This window comes from Micromonospora sp. NPDC002296 (assembly GCF_040296145.1).
Classification (GTDB): Bacteria; Actinomycetota; Actinomycetes; order Mycobacteriales; family Micromonosporaceae; genus Micromonospora.
In genome coordinates this window covers 13945-31993 of sequence record NZ_JBEOWQ010000007.1, presented here as the reverse complement: position 1 = coordinate 31993, position 18049 = coordinate 13945, and the positions used below count along the sequence as shown (strand labels likewise).

Annotated in this window: 17 protein-coding genes and 1 pseudogene; 10 read left to right on the top strand and 8 right to left on the bottom strand. The window is 73.0% G+C overall.

What is annotated here, in order from left to right; translation table 11 throughout:
• The first annotated feature begins 3 nt into the window (after positions 1-3).
• Positions 4-2007 carry an aa3-type cytochrome oxidase subunit I gene (gene ctaD, locus ABT023_RS08200; RefSeq protein ID WP_350883005.1) on the top strand — a complete coding sequence of 668 codons (2004 nt, stop codon included), beginning with the start codon at positions 4-6 and terminating at the stop codon, positions 2005-2007.
• 91 nt (positions 2008-2098) lie between these two features.
• Here the strand turns inward: ctaD and ABT023_RS08195 are convergent.
• Both ABT023_RS08195 and ABT023_RS08190 read right to left on the bottom strand, forming a co-directional pair.
• Positions 2099-2974, bottom strand: a pseudogene (locus tag ABT023_RS08195) (SigB/SigF/SigG family RNA polymerase sigma factor); the annotation flags it as partial.
• A gap of 299 nt (positions 2975-3273) precedes the next feature.
• Positions 3274-4677: a hypothetical protein gene (locus tag ABT023_RS08190; protein ID WP_350883336.1), complete on the bottom strand. Its 1404-nt coding sequence runs from the start codon at positions 4675-4677 to the stop codon at positions 3274-3276.
• A gap of 234 nt (positions 4678-4911) precedes the next feature.
• On the opposite strand from ABT023_RS08190, the gene ABT023_RS08185 reads away from it, so the two are divergent.
• Positions 4912-5136, top strand: a complete 225-nt coding sequence (locus ABT023_RS08185) for a CDGSH iron-sulfur domain-containing protein (RefSeq protein ID WP_350883003.1) — start codon at positions 4912-4914, stop codon at positions 5134-5136.
• Between the two features lie 39 nt (positions 5137-5175).
• On the opposite strand, the gene ABT023_RS08180 is transcribed toward ABT023_RS08185, so the two are convergent.
• From ABT023_RS08180 to ABT023_RS08170, 3 genes are all read right to left on the bottom strand, one after another.
• Positions 5176-6240 carry an iron-containing redox enzyme family protein gene (locus ABT023_RS08180; protein WP_350883001.1) on the bottom strand — a complete coding sequence of 355 codons (1065 nt, stop codon included), beginning with the start codon at positions 6238-6240 and terminating at the stop codon, positions 5176-5178.
• 83 nt (positions 6241-6323) lie between these two features.
• Entirely contained in the window at positions 6324-8084 is a 1761-nt protein-coding gene (locus ABT023_RS08175) for a thiamine pyrophosphate-binding protein (RefSeq protein WP_350882999.1), read from the bottom strand.
• On the bottom strand, positions 8077-9201 hold the full coding sequence (locus ABT023_RS08170) for a baeRF2 domain-containing protein (RefSeq protein WP_350882997.1): 1125 nt from the start codon (positions 9199-9201) through the stop codon (positions 8077-8079). The genes ABT023_RS08175 and ABT023_RS08170 overlap by 8 nt, the downstream gene beginning before the upstream one ends.
• 159 nt (positions 9202-9360) lie before the next feature.
• On the opposite strand from ABT023_RS08170, the gene ABT023_RS08165 reads away from it, so the two are divergent.
• Positions 9361-9906, top strand: a complete 546-nt coding sequence (locus tag ABT023_RS08165; RefSeq protein ID WP_350882995.1) for a hypothetical protein — start codon at positions 9361-9363, stop codon at positions 9904-9906.
• A gap of 150 nt (positions 9907-10056) precedes the next feature.
• Positions 10057-10917 (top strand): alpha/beta fold hydrolase, encoded by an 861-nt coding sequence (locus tag ABT023_RS08160; RefSeq protein ID WP_350882993.1) that lies wholly within the window; start codon positions 10057-10059, stop codon positions 10915-10917.
• A gap of 127 nt (positions 10918-11044) precedes the next feature.
• Here the strand turns inward: ABT023_RS08160 and ABT023_RS08155 are convergent, their stop codons facing one another.
• On the bottom strand, positions 11045-11383 hold the full coding sequence (locus ABT023_RS08155; RefSeq protein WP_350882991.1) for a DUF3817 domain-containing protein: 339 nt from the start codon (positions 11381-11383) through the stop codon (positions 11045-11047).
• Between the two features lie 182 nt (positions 11384-11565).
• On the opposite strand from ABT023_RS08155, the gene ABT023_RS08150 reads away from it, so the two are divergent.
• The 4 genes from ABT023_RS08150 to ABT023_RS08135 all read left to right on the top strand — a co-directional run bounded on the left by ABT023_RS08150 (position 11566) and on the right by ABT023_RS08135 (position 13974).
• Positions 11566-13044, top strand: coding sequence for a glutamate-cysteine ligase family protein (locus ABT023_RS08150; protein ID WP_350882989.1), 1479 nt, complete (start codon positions 11566-11568; stop codon positions 13042-13044).
• 125 nt (positions 13045-13169) lie between these two features.
• The gene (locus ABT023_RS08145; RefSeq protein WP_350882987.1) at positions 13170-13604 is read left to right on the top strand and encodes a DUF2975 domain-containing protein; all 435 of its coding nucleotides are present in this window, start codon (positions 13170-13172) and stop codon (positions 13602-13604) included.
• Entirely contained in the window at positions 13604-13810 is a 207-nt protein-coding gene (locus ABT023_RS08140) for a helix-turn-helix domain-containing protein (protein ID WP_184690149.1), read from the top strand. Before ABT023_RS08145 ends, ABT023_RS08140 begins: the two co-directional genes overlap by 1 nt.
• An 8-nt stretch (positions 13811-13818) precedes the next feature.
• Entirely contained in the window at positions 13819-13974 is a 156-nt protein-coding gene (locus tag ABT023_RS08135) for a hypothetical protein (protein WP_350882985.1), read from the top strand.
• A gap of 78 nt (positions 13975-14052) precedes the next feature.
• Here ABT023_RS08135 and ABT023_RS08130 read toward each other — a convergent pair whose 3' ends face one another.
• The gene (locus ABT023_RS08130; protein ID WP_350882984.1) at positions 14053-15654 is read right to left on the bottom strand and encodes a pentapeptide repeat-containing protein; all 1602 of its coding nucleotides are present in this window, start codon (positions 15652-15654) and stop codon (positions 14053-14055) included.
• A gap of 169 nt (positions 15655-15823) precedes the next feature.
• A complete protein-coding gene (locus tag ABT023_RS08125) occupies positions 15824-16126 on the bottom strand; it encodes a helix-turn-helix domain-containing protein (protein WP_350882983.1) in 303 nt (100 codons plus the stop codon).
• 66 nt (positions 16127-16192) lie between these two features.
• Between ABT023_RS08125 and map the strand changes: the two genes are divergently transcribed.
• Positions 16193-16975, top strand: a complete 783-nt coding sequence (gene map, locus ABT023_RS08120; protein WP_350882981.1) for a type I methionyl aminopeptidase — start codon at positions 16193-16195, stop codon at positions 16973-16975.
• Positions 16976-17157: 182 nt separating this feature from the next.
• Positions 17158-18003 carry a CHAP domain-containing protein gene (locus ABT023_RS08115; protein ID WP_350882979.1) on the top strand — a complete coding sequence of 282 codons (846 nt, stop codon included), beginning with the start codon at positions 17158-17160 and terminating at the stop codon, positions 18001-18003.
• Positions 18004-18049 lie beyond the last annotated feature (46 nt).

The window sequence follows — 18049 nt, the reverse complement described above, 5'->3', positions numbered from 1 at the left end:
ACCATGCCCAAGCGGGTAACCACGGAACCCGGACGAGACCGAGGCCCCGCGATCCTCGCGCCGGCCCGCTTCGGCGGCTATCCCGGCCCGCTGCGACCGGCGCTGCCCGGGGCCAAGCTGATCAAGCTGCTCGGCACGACGGATGCCAAACAGATCGGCCTGCTGTACCTGGTCACCTCGTTCGTCTTCTTCCTCATCGGCGGGGTGCTGGCGCTGCTGGTCCGGGCCGAGCTGGCCCGGCCCAAGATGCAGTTCCTCTCCCCCGAGCAGTACAACCAGGCGTTCACCATGCACGGCACGATCATGCTGCTGTTGTTCGCGACGCCCCTGGTGTTCGCGTTCGGCAACTACATCGTCCCGTTGCAGATCGGCGCCCCGGACGTGGCCTTCCCCCGGCTCAACGCCTTCGCCTACTGGCTGTACCTGTTCGGCGGGACCATGGTGGTCGCCGGGTTCTTCACCCCGAACGGGGCCGCCGACTTCGGCTGGACCGCCTACACCCCGCTGAGCCAGCAGCAGCACTCCCCCGGCATCGGCGGGAACCTGTGGGTCGTCGGCCTGGTCGTCTCCGGCCTCGGCACCATCCTCGGCGCGGTCAACCTGATCACCACCACGCTGACGCTGCGCGCCCCCGGCATGACCATGTTCCGGATGCCGATCTTCACCTGGAACCTGCTGCTCACCAGCGTGCTGGTGATCCTGGTCTTCCCGCTGCTGGCCGCCACGCTGTTGGCGCTCGCCGCCGACCGGCTGCTCGACGCGCACGTGTTCGACCCGGCCACCGCCGGGCCGATGCTGTGGCAGCACCTCTTCTGGTTCTTCGGCCATCCCGAGGTGTACATCATCGCGTTGCCGTTCTTCGGCATCATCACCGAGATCATCCCGGTGTTCGCCCGCAAGCCGATCTTCGGCTACACGGGACTGGTGCTGGCCACCATCGCGATCACGGTGCTGTCGATGACGGTCTGGGCGCACCACATGTTCGCCACCGGTCAGGTGCTGCTGCCGTTCTTCAGCATCCTGAGTTATCTGATCGCGGTGCCCACCGGGGTGAAGTTCTTCAACTGGATCGGCACCCTGTGGAAGGGCCAGCTCACCTTCGAGACGCCGATGCTGTTCGCCATCGGCTTCCTGGTCACCTTCCTGCTCGGCGGGCTCACCGGGGTGCTGCTGGCCAGTCCGCCCGCCGACTTCCAGGTCACCGACACGTACTTCGTGGTGGCGCACTTCCACTACGTGATGTTCGGGACCATCGTCTTCGCCGCGTTCGGCGGGGTGTACTTCTGGTTCCCGAAGATGACCGGCCGGCTGCTCGACGAGCGACTCGGCAAGATCCACTTCTGGACCATGTTCATCGGCTTCCACGCCACCTTCCTGGTGCAGCACTGGCTGGGCGGCGAGGGCATGCCCCGCCGGTACGCCGACTACCTGCCCGGCGACGGCTTCACCACGTTGAACATGATCTCCACGGTGGGGGCGTTCATCCTCGGCGTGTCCACGCTGTTCTTCATGTACAACGTGTGGAAGTCCTGGCGGTTCGGGGCGATGGTGACGGTGGACGACCCCTGGGGCTACGGCAACTCCCTCGAATGGGCGACCACCTGCCCGCCCCCGCTGCGCAACTTCGACCGGATGCCGCGGATTCGCTCCGAGCGTCCCGCGTTCGACCTCAAGTACGGCCACCTCGTCGCCGACCTCGGCCGGGACCTGCCGCAGCGCGCCACGAAGCCGCCGCAGAGCTTCGCCGAGGAGCTGCACCCCGCGCGGCACGTGCCGGAGTCCCCGGCGGGTGAGGGCGCGCACGGCGCCCGGAAGGCCGCCGAGTACAGGCCGGCGCCGCAGTCGGGGGCGCGGCCGGTGGACGTGCCGGAGCCGGAGGAGATCCGCCGGCCCAGCTTCGAGCAGACCGACGCGCCGGAGACCGAGCCGCCGGGCGCGGAGCGGGCCCCGCAGGAGAACGAGCGGTGGCGCCACCCGCACAGCCGGGACGACACCCCGGAGCGCTGAGCCCCGAGCGACGCGCGGCGGGGGCGAACCGGTCACCCGGTTCGCCCCCGCCGCGCCCTGCGGTTCAGTCTCGGGGCGGCTGCGGGGCGGCCACCCGGTCGCCGTTGTGCCGCACCGGGATCCGCGCCTTGCCCGCCTCGGACTCGGCCACGCCGTTCTGCCACGGCGACGCGGCGTCGGCGAGCATCGCCTGCCGCAGCCAGGTCAGCGCCCGCGACAGCAGGCGCGACACGTGCATCTGGGAGATGCCGAACCGGGCGGCGATCTCGGCCTGGGTCTGGTTGCCGTAGAAGCGCATCGCCAGGATGCGCCGCTCCCGCCAGGGCAGCCGGTGCAGCAGCCCGCTCACGGTGACCCGGTCGTCGACCGACTCCAGCGCGTTGTCGCTCTCGCCGACCAGGTCGCCGAACTCGGCCGAGCTCTCCCCGCCGACGGGCGCGTTGAGCGAGGCCGGGCTGTACCCGGCGGCGGACTCCAGGGCCGCGAGGATCTCCTCCTGCGGGGTCTCCAGCCGCTCGGCCAGCTCCGCCACCGACGGGGCCCGGGACAACTCGCTGGTCAACGCCGCGGTGGCCTGGCCGACCTCCAGGATCAGGTCGCGCAGCCGGCGGGGCACGTGCACGCCCCAGGTCCGGTCCCGGAAGTGCCGCTTGATCTCACCGACGATGGTGATCGCCGCGTACGCGGTGAACGAGCCGCGCTCCGGGTCGTACCGATCGACGGCGTTGACCAGTCCGAGGCGGGCCACCTGCTCCAGATCCTCCAACGGCTCCCCCCGCCCCCGGTACCGGCGGGCGAGCCGGCCGGCGAACGGCAGCGCGAAGCGGACCAGATCGTCGCGCGCCTCCTGCCGCCGCTCGGGGGGCAGGCCCTCGATCCGCGCCGCGTACGCCAGTGCCGCCGCGTCGAGGTCCTCCAGACCCCGTTCGGTGGGTGGTGGTGTGGTCGTGGTGGTCTGTCCGAACATCCGCGCCTCCCTCAGGAAGGTCCCCGCCTGATCGGGAAAGCCGGTCGCGTACGTGGTCTGGCCACGCACCGGGCCGGAAGTGGGTCACCTGACGTGAATCGTCGAGGAGCGTCCACCCCAGGCTGCGCGGCGTGTCCGGGCCGTCGCAGCCAGCGGTGTTCCCGCTCCGTAGGTACTCAATCACGGCGGCCCGGGGTCGCGAGGATGTTTCGGCCGGCTGGTGCCGCCGGCCTCGGCGTGGCTGCGCGGCGGGCGGTTCGGCACCGGCCGGGGCGACACCCCACGCGCGGCGGATCGGGTCAGCAGACCACCAGTCCCTGGTGGCCGGTCCCGTCGCTCAGCGCCTCGACGGCGGTCGCGACGGGCAGCGGCGGCGGCACCGGCAGGTCGTACGGCTGGGCCCGCAGCACTTCGGTGGCCCGGCGGGTGGGTACCGCCGTGACCGGGTAGCCCCGGGCCGCGGTGCGGTCCAGGGCCCGACGGCGGCGGCCGAAGGCGGCCACGGCCAGCCACTGCGGCAGCCCGGCCAGGGCCGGCGAGCGCATCCCCGGCGACTCCGGCAGCACGTCCACCGAGCTGAACGCCTCGCTGCCGGCCAGCCACCACTCCACCGCGTCGACGGCGCGCCGGGTGGCGTTCTCGCACCAGTACGGCACCAGCCCGGCCCGCAGCACCTGCCACGGGTCGAGCAGCCGCCCGCACTCGACGACCAACCGGTCGCCGGTCTTGCCGGCCCGCCGCAGCCACGCCCGGTACAGGTCGGCGACCGCGGCGCTGAGCGACTCCGCCCGGTGGAACAGCACCCGGTGCAGCCGGTGCCCACGCCGCCCGGCCCACGCCCGCACGGCGAGCTCGAACCCGGGCTCCACGCCGTGCTCGGCGTAGCCCTGCGGGGCATGGAACTCCGGCGGCTCCCAGTGGGCACCCTCGCCACCGGCGGAGCGGAGCACCTGGCGCAGCGCGTGCGAGTCCGGGTGGAAGTCCACCGGCTCCAGCCCGCTGGCCGGGGAACCGGCCTGGAAACTGTGCCCCAGCCCGAGGTCGTGCACCGGCCAGGTCCGGGCGTCGCGCAGCAGCAGCAGCGGGGCCCCGGGCTCGACCCGGTCGGCCAGGAACCGGGCGTACGCCGCCGGCAGGCGCTGCCAGCGCACGGCGAGCGAGACGGTCGCCCCGGCGAGGGCGCCCCGGCTGGCCGGGCAGTGCACCTGCCGCACGTGCACGTCGGGGTTGCCGGCGACCAGCCGGGCGGCGAGCGCCGCGCCGTGATCGAGGGCGGCTGCGGGGCGGTCCACCGCCCCCCGGGTCCAGTGCACCGTCGTCTCGAACGCGGCCGGCAGCCAGGGCACGCCCAGGGCCACCGCCAGGTGAGCCGCCGCGCCGTGCGGGGAGCCCAGCACCACGCCCGGGTAGCGGCGGCGCGGGTACTGGTCGACGATCCACCGCGCGACCCGTGCGGCGTCGACCTCGGCGGTCTGGTCGGGGGTGAGCGCGACCCGTCCGGCGGCCCGGGCGGCGGCGGCCCGGCGTACGGGCTCGGGCGCGCCGGTGAACCGGGACAGCGCGCCCGGCTGGCCCATGTCGGCGCAGTCCTGCCCACGCAGGGCCCGGGCCGCGGCGGCGACCAGGACCCGTCCGGTGCTGCCGACCGCCACCACCCGGTCCCCGGCCAGTCCGGCCCCGTCCGCCGTGAGTCCCCCACGCACCGGATGCGCCGGTCCCAGCCCGCTTCGCTCGTTCGCCACGCGGCCCGGCTTCCCGTCCCGATGGGGTCTAAACGGGGCCTCCGCCACCCGCCGGGGGCATTCTTCGATGGACGGACGCTTGCGCCCTGCGGTCCCCGGCGTGCCGGCTGGGCGTGGCGTCCGGCGCCGCGCCGGATGGGCCGCGCGGGCCGGGCCGGGTGGGTTTCGACGGGCCCCCGACGGGCACGTGTGGCCATGGCTACCGACGACGACGCCCCGGCGGCGACCATCACCCCGTACCAGGACGGTCCGTTGCTGGTCCGCGGCGACTTCGCCCTGGTCACCCCAGAGGGCCGGACCATCGACGCGCGCCGGGGCACGGTGGCGCTGTGCCGGTGCGGCAGGTCGGCGCTCAAGCCGTTCTGCGACGGGACGCACAAGGCGGTGCGGTTCCGCGCCGGCACCGACCGGGAGGGCTGACCGCCCGACACGAGGCTGCGCCGGGGCGCACGCGAGCGGTCAGGCGACGGCGGTGACGGGCGCCGGGCGGGTCACCGGCCGCAGCGAGCTCTCCCCCCGGGCCCAGGAGTCCAGCACGTGCCCCGCGAAGAGGCCGTCGACCGCCAGCGCCGCCGCCGCGCCGAAGATCAGATCGGGTACGAGCGCCGGTTCGGCCCGAGCCAGCCCGCCGCACAGGTCGTGCGCGGCCACCTGCTCGTGCACGGCGTCGGCCTCGACGTGCTCGTCGTAGAACCGGGTGGCAGCCTCGTCCAGGCCGAGCCGGCGCAGGCCGTTGCCGTAGCGGCGGTTCGGCAGCGAGGAGGTCATCTCGAACGCCGCCAGGTGGCCCAGCAGCGCGCCGCGCAGCCGGCGGTGCAACCCGAACAGGGACATCAGGTTGTTCGCGGCCAGGGTGACCGCCGGAACCCGGTCCAGGTAGGCGGCGTAGCCGGTGTCCAGGCCGAGCCGGTCCATGGTGCGCCGGAACAGCTCGGCGTGCATCCGGTCCAGCCGGCCGTTGCCGTACTCGTCCATCTGGATCTCGACGAGCGCGGCCTTGGCCGGCCCGCCGAGGCGGGGCAGTCCCCAGCTGTGCGGGTCCGCCTCCCGCAGGTGGTAGACGGAACGGTGCACGACGAACTCGCGGAACTGCTCCAGGGTCGCCCGGTTCTGCACCGTCACGGCCAGCGCCGGGCCGTCGTCGGCGGCCACCAACTCGGCCAGCGCCCGCGGCACGTCGGCGGGCGGCACCGCCCGCGGCGGGCCGGCCAGCCGGCGCAGCGCCGCCTCGAAGACCCGCTCGGCCCGGGCCCGCAGGGCCAGCAGGCCCGGCTGCCACTCCCAGTGCTCGGCCACCCCCGACCAGCCCCGGTAGTGCAGCTCGTAGCAGAGGAAGAGGGTCAGCTGGAGGTCCTCGTCGATGAGCGGGCCGGGCCCGCCGTCGTCCGGGGCGAACCGGGCGCCGAGGCCCACCGGCGGGTCGTGCGGCGGCCGGCGCAGCGCCGCCACCAGTGCGGCGGAGACCGGGCCCCGGGCCCGGGGCAGGGGCGCGGGACCGTAGCGACGGTCGGCGGGCTCGGGCATGGCTCTCCTCGCGGGTAAGGGCGTACCCGCGGGTGCCCCGGCCCGGCGGGACTAAACGAGGTCGTCGGCCTCGACGAGCCGGACTAGACGAGGTCGTCGGCCTCGACGACGACGCGGGCGTCGAGCATCCGCTCCCGGACCAGCCGGGCCGCGTCGCCGTCGGCGAACAGGCCCCGCAGGTCGGCCAGGGCCGGCTCCGGCGGGCGCAGCGACACGGTGGGGTCGACCACGGCCTCCAGCACGCTGGGCCGGTCCGCGGCGAGGGCCTCGTCCCACGCCGCGCCGACCAGTTCCGGGCGGTCCACCCGGACGCCGTGCAGGCCGAGCAGCCGGGCCCACCCGGCGTACGGCACGTCGGGCCGGCGGGCGGACGCGCCGGCCGGTGACCGGCCGCCGCCCGTGCCCGAGTGGTCGCGATTGTTGAGCACCAGCACCACCAGCCGGGGATCGGGCCACTCCCGCCAGTGCCGGGCGACGGTGATCAGCTCGGCCAGACCGTTGAGCTGCATCGCGCCGTCCCCGGCCAACGCGATCACCGGCCGGTCCGGGCGGGCCAGCTTCGCCGCCACCGCGTACGGCAGGGCGCAGCCCGCCGAGCCGAGGGTGCCGCAGAGCTGCGCGGTCACCCCGGGCCGCAGCTCCAGGTGCCGGGCGTACCAGTAGATGACCGAACCGACGTCGACGGCGATCGCGGCCGAGCGGGGCATCCGGACGGAGAGCTGATGCAGCACCAACTGCGGGTTGACCGGCTCGCCGGGCTCACCGGCCCGGGCCACCGCCTCCTCCCGCCACCGGTCCACCGAGCTCTCCACCGTGCGGCGCCAGTCCCGCCGGGCCCGCTCGGGCACCCGGTCGAGCAGCGCGCGCAGCGTCTCACCGGCGTCGCCGACCAGCGGCACGTCCACCGGGTAGCGGGTGCCGATCCGGCGACCGTCGATGTCGATCTGGATCGTGCGGGCCTGCCCGGGCATCGGGTAGTAGTCGGTCCACGGGTCGGTGGTGCCCACCATCAGCAGGGTGTCGCAGCCGCCCATGAGCTGGGCGGCGGCGGTGCTGCCGACCTCGCCGAGCACCCCGGTGTGAAAGGGCAGCCGCTCGTCCAGCACGGGTTTGCCGAGCAGGCTGGTGGCCACCCCGGCGCCGAGCCGGTCGGCCAGCGTCACGATCTCGTCGGCCGCGCCGTGCGCGCCCTGACCGACCAGGATCGCCAGTCGGCCGCCGGCGCCGAGCAGGGACGCGGCGGCGGCGAGGTCGGCGTCGTGCGGGAGCACCCGGGCCAGCGGCTCCCCCGGGGTCGCCGACGTCACCCCGGCGGCCTGCGGCAGCAGGTCGGGCACCACGGCCGCCTGCACCTCCCGGGGCAGCACCACGCAGGTGGGGCTACGGGTCGCCGCGGCGGTGCGGAACGCCTGGTCCAGCACGGCGGGGACCTGCTCGGGCGCGCGCCCGTACCGGACGAACTGGTTGCAGACGTCGCCGAAGAGCCGGCTCAGCCCGATCTCCTCGTGGGCGCCGCCGAGCGGGCCGGTGATGTCCTCCCCGACGATCGCCACCATCGGCTTGCTGTCCAGCTTGGCGTCGTACAGGCCGTTGAGCAGGTGGACGGCGCTGGGCCCCTGGGTGGCCAGGCAGACGCCGATCTCGCCGGTGAACTTGGCGTGCCCGCTGGCCATGAAGGCGGCGGTCTCCTCGTGCCGGGCGGGGACGAACTCCGGGTCCCCGCCCGAGCGGTCCAGGGCCGCCACGACCGGGGCGATGGCCTCGCCCGGGCAGCCGAAGACGCGCGGCACCCGCCAGGCCCGCAGCCGCTCCACCACCAGATCGGCCCCCGTACGCTCAACCATTTCCCCGCCCGGGGGTGGCGGCGTCGACGTAGCGCAGCACCGCGCCCACCCCGTCGGTCAGCTCGGGCGCCTCCTCGGGGCCCAGCACGGTCAGCTCCGCGTCGGTGCCGACCAGCGCCCGGACCAGGGCCGCGTCGGCGCGCACCCGGTGCGGGTCGGGCACCGACATGGCGGTGAGCTGCCCCGGGTCGGTGGAGATGTCGGTCGGCCCCGGGCCGATCCACAGCTCCTCCGTGGAGGACGGGTCGTCCACGATCAGCATGGTGTCGACCTGATTGCGTTGCAGCGCCGACACGACCGCGTCGAGGCCCGCCCCGACGTCCTCCTGCATGCCGAAGCGGTCCAGTGCGGCGGTGATCCGCTGGTCGGCCACCTCGGCGATGGTCTGCACGGTGAGGTCGTCCATCAGCGTCGGGTCCGCCCCGACGTTCCGCGACCCGGCGTCGGTGCGCACCACCACGTCCTGCCAGCGCTCGGGAAGTTGGGCGGTGATCATGCCGGTCGCCCGCACGTCACCGGCGACCACCAGCACGTCCGCGCCGACCTTCTCCGCCAGCTCCACGGTGGCCGCCGCCGCGTCGCCGGCGTTGTGGTGCCACGCCTCCATGGCGGCCCGTTGGTATCGGGACTGCGACCAGCCGCCCGGGTTGACCCGGCGCAGCTGGAATTCCTCCCGGCCGGTGACATGGGCGCGACGGGGCACCCCGCCCGCGCTGACCGCCACGGCATCGGCGCCGGTCCGGTCGGCCAACACCCGCACCCAGGCGATCTGTTCGCCGCGCTGGGCGAGCAGCGGCATGGTGTGCGGCAGCTCCGAGACCGCCGCCAGGTCCCGCAGCGGCGGCGCGGACAGATACTCGCTGAGCACCGCCCGTCCCCGGGTCGCGAACACGGCGATGCCGTAGTCGCCGGGCATCGGGGTGTGGCCGCGGACCACCCGCTCGACGGCGTCCACGGTCGGCGCGTCGGCGCCCTGCTCAAGCAGTTCGCCCTTGAGTGCCCGCCAGCGCAGGTCGAGCGCCGGACGGGCGTCCTCAGTGTCCCGGGAGGCGTCCAGATACACCGAACACCACGGCCCGGGACGGTCGTAGAGCGGGCGCAGGAAGGACAGCTGCATGCTCGACCCCTTTCCAGCTCGGCCCCCCGCTTACCCGCGCCGGTGGCCTTGTCACCTGACCGCGCCACGAACGTGACTCGCGTTCATTCACGTCGTTCACCCGAGCGTGCGGATACGATCGGTGCAGGGAACCGGACTCTCGGTGGTGAACGACTCTCGGTGGTGCACATGGACAGCGACCTGGAATACCGGCGGATCGCTCGCCCCACGCAGCGGATCGTCACCGGCCGGGTCGTCCGGCTGCTCGACGGCTATCCCCGCGAGCTGAGGATCGGCCAGCCGGTGCTGGTCGCCGTGGTGACCGCGGCCAGCGTGATGGGCCTGCTGCTGCTGGCGTTGCGTTCCTTGCTGTCCAACGGCGGCGGCGGGGCCCGGCGCAGCTGGAAGGAACTGCGCAAGGGCCCGGAGTTCCTGGTCACCCCGCTGCGGCTGCGCGACTCCGCCGACCAGCTCTGCGAGGTGGAGCTGCACGGGCACCTGCCGCAGAGCGCCCTGCACCCGGCCGACTGGGTGCAGATCACCCTCCGGCCGCAGGACCCGGACCTGCCGCCCCGGGTGGAGCGGATCGTCAACCTCACCACCGGGCAGCTGCTGCGCCCGCGCACCGCCACCCTGTGGAGCCATCTCGGCCCGCCGCTGCTGATCCAGGCCGTGCTGGGGGCGGTGCTGATCGCCGCGATCGCCGTCGCCGTCGTGCTCACCTGACGGACCCCTGCTCGCCTCAGGGACCCCTGCTCACCACGCCCGCGCCTGCTGATTCACGGAATCAGCGTGACCATGGGTCCAGCGTGACGTGGGGCCAGGGGTGGGAGGAGCTGCGGTTTCCGGCGGGCCGGGGGCGGGCACCGGGGTGCCATGTTTGAGGGATTCGCGCTGGAGGAGATCGACGTCGGAGAAGTGCGGCTACGGGTGCGTCACGGCGGGTCGGGACCGCCGGTGGTGCTGCTGCACGGCCACCCGCGCACCCACGCCACGTGGCACCGGGTCGCGCCGTTGCTGGCCCGGGAGCACACCGTGATCTGCCCGGACCTGCGGGGCTACGGAGGCTCGTCGAAGCCGCCGGGCGACCCCGGGCACACCACGTACGCCAAGCGGGCGATGGCCCGCGACGTGGTCGGCCTGCTCGACGCGCTCGGCCACGACCGCGCGGCGGTGGTCGGGCACGACCGGGGCTGCTACGCGGCGATGCGCACGGCGCTGGACCACCCCGGCCGGGTGAGCCGGCTGGGGGTGCTCGACGGGGTGCCGATCGGCGAGGCCCTGGCCCGCGCCGACGCCCGGTTCGCGGCCCGCTGGTGGCACTGGTTCTTCCTCGGCCAGTCGGACAAGCCGGCGGAGCGGGTGATCAACGCCGACCCGGACGCCTGGTACGGCGGCTCGCCGGCCGTCATGGGCGCGGAGGCGTACGCCGACTACCGCCGGGCGATCCACGACCCGGCGACGGTGCACGCGATGTGCGAGGACTACCGGGCCGGGCTCGGCCCGGACCGGGCGGCCGACGACGCCGACCGGGCCGCCGGGCGGCGGATCGCCTGCCCGGTGCTGTTCTGCTGGTCGGAGCGGGACGACATGGTCGACCTGTACGGCGACCCGGTGGCGATCTGGCGGGACTGGGCCGACGACGTACGGGGGGCCTCGATCGACTCGGGCCACCACATGGCCGAGGAGGCCCCGGAGCAGCTCGCCGCCACGTTGGCCGCCTTCCTCGCCGGCTGACGGCACCCCGGGCGGCCGTGAGCCGGGGGGGCGGGAGGCACCCCGATGGGCAGGTGGGCGGGGGCGGCGCGCCGCCGGGGCCGCCCGAGCGTCCCCGGCCGGTGGTCCCGGTGGGTGTCGGCGGCGGTCAGCCGACCGGGGCCAGCGGGCGGTCCGGCTCGGGTGCGGTGCGCAGCATGCCCCGCCGGGCTGCCCAGCGCTCGAAGAACAGGGTCGCGAACGGCGGGACGGCGCAGGCCAGCGCAACGACGGTGGGCCACAGCCGCCACCGCTGCAGCCGGGCCACGGCCAGCACCAGCAGGCCGTACACGACGAACAGCCCGCCGTGGATCGGCCCGAAGATCTTCACCCCGATCTCGTTGTCCGGCGGCCCGTACTTGACGGCCATGCCGATCAGCAGGGCCAGCCAGGAGCAGGCCTCGGCGATCGCCGCCGCCACGAACAACTTGGTGATCTTCTCGCGCATCGTCACTCCCCCACCGGTTGCCGGCCATGCTAACCAGACCGGCCGGCCGATCCGGGCAGCGACGGGCGGACGCGACGGGAATCACGCGGCCCCCGGCGGGGTACGTGTAGGGACCTTCGGGTCTTCCCCGGCCCGCGCCGCCGTGCGAGGTTAGGGGGACCAACGGTGACAAGGTGGTGACGATGGGCGAGGACGTCGGCGTACGGACATTCACCCGTGAGGACCGGGCCCGCTATCGCGACAAGGTACGGCGGTGCCTGGACGTCTTCGCCGAGATGCTTCGGGAGTCCCGGTTCGACGTCGAACGGCCGATGACCGGGGTGGAGATCGAGCTGAACCTGGTCGACGACGACTCGATGCCGGCGATGCGCAATTCGGAGGTGCTGGCCGCCATCGAGGACCCGAGCTTCCAGACCGAGCTGGGGCAGTTCAACATCGAGATCAACGTCGCGCCGCGCCGGCTGGCCGGCACCGGCACCGCCGCGTTCGAGGAACACGTCCGAGCCAGCCTGAACGCCGCCGAGACGAAGGCCCGTGGCGTCGGCGCGCACATGGTGATGATCGGCATCCTGCCGACGCTGCGCCCGGAACACCTGACCGCCGAGACGCTGTCGGCCAACCCGCGCTACAAGCTGCTCAACGAGCAGATCTTCGCCGCCCGCGGCGAGGACCTGCGGATCTCGATCAGCGGGGTCGAGCGGCTCGCGGTCACCGCCGACACCATCACCCCCGAGGCGGCCTGCACCAGCACCCAGTTCCATCTCCAGGTCAGCCCGGCCCAGTTCGCCGACTACTGGAACGCCGCCCAGGCGATCGCCGGCATCCAGGTCGCCCTCGGCGCGAACTCGCCGCTGTTCTTCGGCCGGGAGCTGTGGCGCGAGACCCGCATCCCGCTGTTCCAGCAGGCCACCGACACGCGGGCGGAGGAGATCAAGGCCCAGGGGGTACGCCCCCGGGTGTGGTTCGGCGAGCGGTGGATCACCACGGTGTTCGACCTGTTCGAGGAGAACGTCCGCTACTTCCCCGCGCTGCTGCCGGTGTGCGACCCGGAGGACCCGGCCGAGGCGCTCGCCCGCGGTGACGTACCGAAGCTCGCCGAGCTCCGGCTGCACAACGGCACCGTCTACCGCTGGAACCGCCCGGTGTACGACGTGTTCAAGGGCCGCCCGCACCTGCGGGTGGAGAACCGGGTGCTGCCCGCCGGCCCGACGGTGCTGGACACCGTGGCCAACGGCGCGTTCTACTTCGGGCTGGTACGGGCCCTCGCCGAGTCGGACCGGCCAGTGTGGTCCCAGATGTCGTTCAGCGCCGCCGAGGAGAACTTCAACAGCGGTGCCCGGCACGGCATCGACGCCCAGGTGTTCTGGCCCGGCCTGGGGTACCTGCCCGTCACCGAGCTGGTGCTGCGCCGACTGCTGCCGCTGGCCCACCACGGCCTGGACCGGTGGGGCCTGGACCCGGCCGAGCGGGACCGGCTGCTCGGCATCATCGAGCAGCGCTGCCTGACCGGCCGTAACGGGGCCACCTGGCAGGTGGAGACGCTGCACCGGCTGGAGACCGCCGACCACCTGGACCGGCCGGCGGCGCTGCGCGAGGTGGTCCGGCACTACGTGGACCTGATGCACAGCAACCGCCCTGTCCACGAGTGGCCGATCCCCTGACCGCCCAGGCCCCGCCCCCGGTTGACTGGCAGTCGGCCGAACCTATTGACAGTCGATAGGTTCAGAGCGATAGTCGATGCATGTTGACGGAGCATCGAGCGGTGGGCCCGCTCAGAGTCTTTTTGGTGCTGCTGTTCGGGATCCTGGTCATGTTCCAGACCCTCTCGCTGCCCGGGCAGTTCGCGCACATGGCCGAGGAGTCCCCGAACGATGCCTACCTCAGGTGGCCGATGACCGCCGTCTCGGTGTTCTGGGTGTTGTGCATCCAGGTCGTGATCGTGTGCACCTGGAAGCTGCTCACCCTGGTCAAGCGCGACCGCATCTTCAGCGATGCCGCCCTGGCCTGGGTGGACGCGATCGTGTGGGCGATCGTCGCCGCCTGGGTGGTGCTGCTGGGGGTGTTCCTCTACTTCGGCTTCAACGCGTCGGACCCCGGGCTGCCGGTCCTGCTGTTCCTGATGCTGGTGGGTGTCGCCGTGCTGGGGCTCCTGATGGTGGTGATGCGGGCACTGCTGCGGCAGGCCACCACACTGCGTACCGACATGGAAGCGGTGATCTGATGCCCATCGTCGTCCGCATCGATGTCGAGCTGGCGAAACGCAAGATGAGCGTCGGTGAGTTCGCCGAACGCGTCGGGCTCACCCCGGCGAACGTGGCGGTACTCAAGAACGGTCGCGCCAAGGCCGTTCGCTTCAGCACCCTGGAAGCCATGTGCCGGGTGCTCGAATGCCAGCCCGGTGACCTGCTCGAATGGGTCGAGGAATGAGGACACCGATGAGGTACCTCCTCGCCGTCCTCGCCGCCGCGATCGGCGTCGCCGGCATGGTGCTCGGGGAGGCCGACGACTCGCCGGGCCTCCAACTCCTGGGGGTCGTGCTCATCGTCGGCGCGGCCGCGTTCGGCGTGCGGACGGCCCGGCGCGGCAGGTAGCGGCACTACGCCGACGCTGTCGTCCCGCACGCCCTGCCTCCCGGTCGTGCGGGACGACAGTCCCCGGGGAGGCCGCGCTCAGCCCTCCCCCGCCGACTGGGCCGCAGGGTCGTCGATCACGGCGGCGGCGTGGAACACGACGCCATCGAGGACGTCCCGGGCGTCGCGACGGCGGCCGAACCGCGCCCCGGCGAAGGTGACCTCACCGTGGAACGAGGCGCGCCCCTCGGCACCGCCGAGCCGGAAGGCGGCCCCGGCGAACGCGCTCGCGTCGAAGCGGGTGGCACCGTGGAACTGGGCGCCCGTGAAGTCCGCGTGACCGACCTGGCACCCGCTGAGGTCGAGGTCGACCAGCGTCGCGCCGCACAGCGGCAGGTCCGTCCCCGGCCAGTGCCGTTCCTCCGCCCCGACGGGTGCCGGGCGCAGGCGCCCGGCGAGCAGCCGCTGGGCGTCGCGCCGCAGCTGGACCTCCCCGGCCTGGGCGGGGGTCAGCTCACCGGTCACGTCGAACGGCAGTGGCACCCGCAGGTACTCGCACACGGCGTCGACCACGCGCTGGCGCAGCTCCGGCCTCCCGTCACCGAGCTCGCCGAGGGCCCGCAGCCCCACGCGGCGGACGTCGGGATCGCGGTCGGCGAGCTGACGGGAGTAGGGCGCGACGGAACCGTCGGCGACGAGCACGCTCGTGCCGTCCGGCGCCGACGCCGACGCCCAGCCAAGGGGCCAGCGCGCCGGCTCGTCGCCGGCCGTGCCGGCCCACCGGGCGCCGTCGAGGTCGACGGCCGGCTGGTCGAGGCGCACCGGCCCGCCGAACCAGGCGTCCCGGAACGTCGCGTCCGCGCCGAACCGAGCCTTGCAGAACCAGGCGGGGCCGTCGAAGCGGACGCTCCGGAACGACACGGCCCCGACGAATCGGGCCCCGTCGCCGCCCTCCTCCCAACCCTGGTAGTCGCCCATCAGGACGGCGACGGGCCAGCCCGGGTCGTCCTCGTTCGGCTCGTCCCAGGGCGCGGGTCGGACGTCCTCGGCGGCGTCCCAGGCCGGATCGTCCTCCCACAGTTCCTCCTCGCCCCGCCCGAACCAGGCCATCGCGGCGAAGCCGACCCGTTCGAAGCTGGCCGGTCCCCGGAACCGGGCACGCCCGAACACGGCGTCGGCGGCGAACCGGGCACCGTCGAACCGGGCCGCGCCGTGGAAGACGGCACGGGCGAAGACCGCGTCACCGGTGAACCGGGCGTCGGCGAACGAGGTCGTCCCGAGGAACCGGGTGTCGGCGAATCGGGCTTCGGCCAGCTCACACCCGCCGAGATCGGCCTCCACGAGGGTCGCACCGGACAGGTCCACGACGACACCCGGCGACGTTCCGCCCGCCCCCGCGTCCCCGCCCACTCCGACGTCCTCGCCCGCCCCGGAGGCGGGGCGCAGCAACCCGACGAGCACCCGCAGGGCGTCGCGCCGCAGCTCACCGTCCGCGGCGCCCGTTCCAGCCACCGCAGTCGCGACAGAGGGTGTACGCAGGTAGGCGCAGATCGCGTCCACCGCGTCCTGGCGCAGCGCCGGGGCGGAAACGCCGGCGTCCGCCAGCCGCCGCAGGGCGTCCGCCCGCTCCGCGCCCGTCGCCTGCGTCACCTGCCGGACGGCGGTCCGGAACGCCTCGACGTCTACCCTGCCGACCGGCACGTGCCCCTCCAGACCCGGTGCGGCAGCCCGTACACCGGCATCAGCCGCCAGGACCGTCCCCGACGTGCCGGCGAAGGATAGCGGCGCACGGTGACAACGCCCCGGAGTCGTGGCGGTCCCAGGAACGCGCTGCTCAGCTGGCCCCGCTGCCGATCAGCGGGTTTGAGACTTACGAGGCCAATCGCTCGCGTGCGTAATGACCGGAGTTGGCCGGTTCAACAGCGCGTTCGGGCTGGTTGATCTCGGCCCACACCGCATCGAGGGAGAGGCCGAGGACATCGGCGATCGCCGCGATGGTCGGGAAGGCAGGGGTCGCTACGCGGCCCGACTCGATCTTCCGGAGGGTCTCCGGTGAGACACGTGCATCGAGCGCAGTCACGAGCATCGAGCGCTCTCCCCTGGCGCGACGCAACAGGGCGCCGAGGCGCTGCCCGCGCTCGACCTCTGCGGGTGTGAGCGGCAACCTGACCATGGCTCCGATTCTAGTACCGGGATAGTATGGCCGGGATAGTTATTGGTTGCATGAGGAAGGCGCCGCATGATCGAGATCCTGACCCCCACCGAACTGCCCCGGGCGAGGGAGGCAGGCGCCCTGGTCGCTGAGATTCTGCAGACGCTGAAGAGCCGCAGCGCAGTAGGCATCAACCTCCTGGACATCGACCGGTGGGCCAAGGCCATGATCATCGAGGCTGGAGCGCTGTCCTGCTATGTCGACTACGCGCCGCCCTTCGGGCGCGGGCCGTTCGGCCACTACATCTGCACGTCCGTCAATGACGCCGTGCTCCACGGGCTGCCGTACGACTACACGCTTGCCGACGGCGATCTGCTGTCACTCGACCTCGCCGTCTGCAAGGGCGGAGTCGTTGCAGACTCTGCCGTCAGCTTCATCGTGGGCGACTCAAAGCCCCCGGAGAGCGTCGCGCTGATCGGCGCGACCGAACGCGCGCTGCACGCAGGGATAGCCGCTGCCGGGCCCGGGGCTCGCATCGGCGACATCTCCCATGCCATCGGCTCGACCCTCCGCGAAGCGGGATATTCGATCAACACCGAGTTCGGCGGTCATGGCGTCGGGTCAACGATGCACCAGGACCCGCACATTTCGAACACCGGACGGCCCGGCCGTGGATACAGACTGCGCCCTGGGCTGCTGCTGGCACTGGAGCCGTGGGTCATGGCGGACACCGCTGAGCTCATCACCGATGCCGACGGGTGGACGCTCCGAAGCGCGACAGGATGCCGGACAGCGCACAGTGAGCACACGATCGCCATCACCAGCGACGGCGCCGAAATCCTCACCCTGCCGAAGCAGGCGCACCCGTGAGGTCGGAGCCACGCGTGCGCCTGCGTTCCTGAGGCTCGACAGGCGAGCGGCACTTCCCTGCCGCGACGCAGGCGGTCCTGGGGCCCCGTCACGGATGACCGGACGGCGGATTTTTGTATGTCGATTGATCGATGCCTTGTAGGGTGGGCCCGTCGTCACATACCCCCGGAAGGGAAGTGGACATGCCCAGAATCACCGTTCGCGTCCTCGGCGCCCTCGGCGCGAGCCTGCTCAGCGCCGCCCTCGGCGTCCTGGCGGTCGCCGTGCCTGCTCAGGCGGCGGCCCGCGATGGAGTCTGCGACGCGGGCGAGTTCTGCTACTACTACAACAGCGACCACGCGGGGTCGATCTCCGATCACACCGGATCACTGGCCGACTACGGCTCGACCCAGCCGGGCTGTTACGAGTTCAAGGGTGCCGGCAGCGGCCAGGGCCTGTGCGTCAAGAACAACGCCGCTTCCGTCTGGAACCGCACCAGCAACACCGTGCGGGTCTACTACAACAGCGACTACGACGGCTCCTACGCCTACCAGAACTTCGCGTCCGGCGCGAAGGCGAACCTGAACGCCACGCTGAAGAACAACAACGCCTCCCACCAGCTGATCTCCGCCGGGACGACCTATCCGGCCAAGGACGACTACCCGTACAAGGGCGCGACCTCGGGCATCGACCCCTGGAACTTCTACAAGGGGCAGTGCACCAGTTTCGCGGCCTGGGCCGTGCGGAGCCGCGTCGGCGTGCCCTTCCACAACCAGTACGGGGGCCAGGCGCGGTGGGGCAACGCCAAGGAGTGGGTGGCCGCTGCCGGACGCGCCGGGGTGCCGGTGTACAACAGCCCGAAGGCCGGTGACGTCGCGGTCCGCCTGGGCGGCACCTACGGTCACGTCGCCTTCGTCACCAGCGTGAACGCCAACGGCACCTTCGAGGTCGACGAGTACAACTACGTCAACGCCGACAAGTACAGCCACCGGACGGTGTCGGTCGGAACCGCCAACAACCAGTTCTCGAAGTTCATCCGCTTCAAGTGACCCTCTGCCTCAGCTGAGGGATGCGGGCACGCCGGCCCGAACGGGG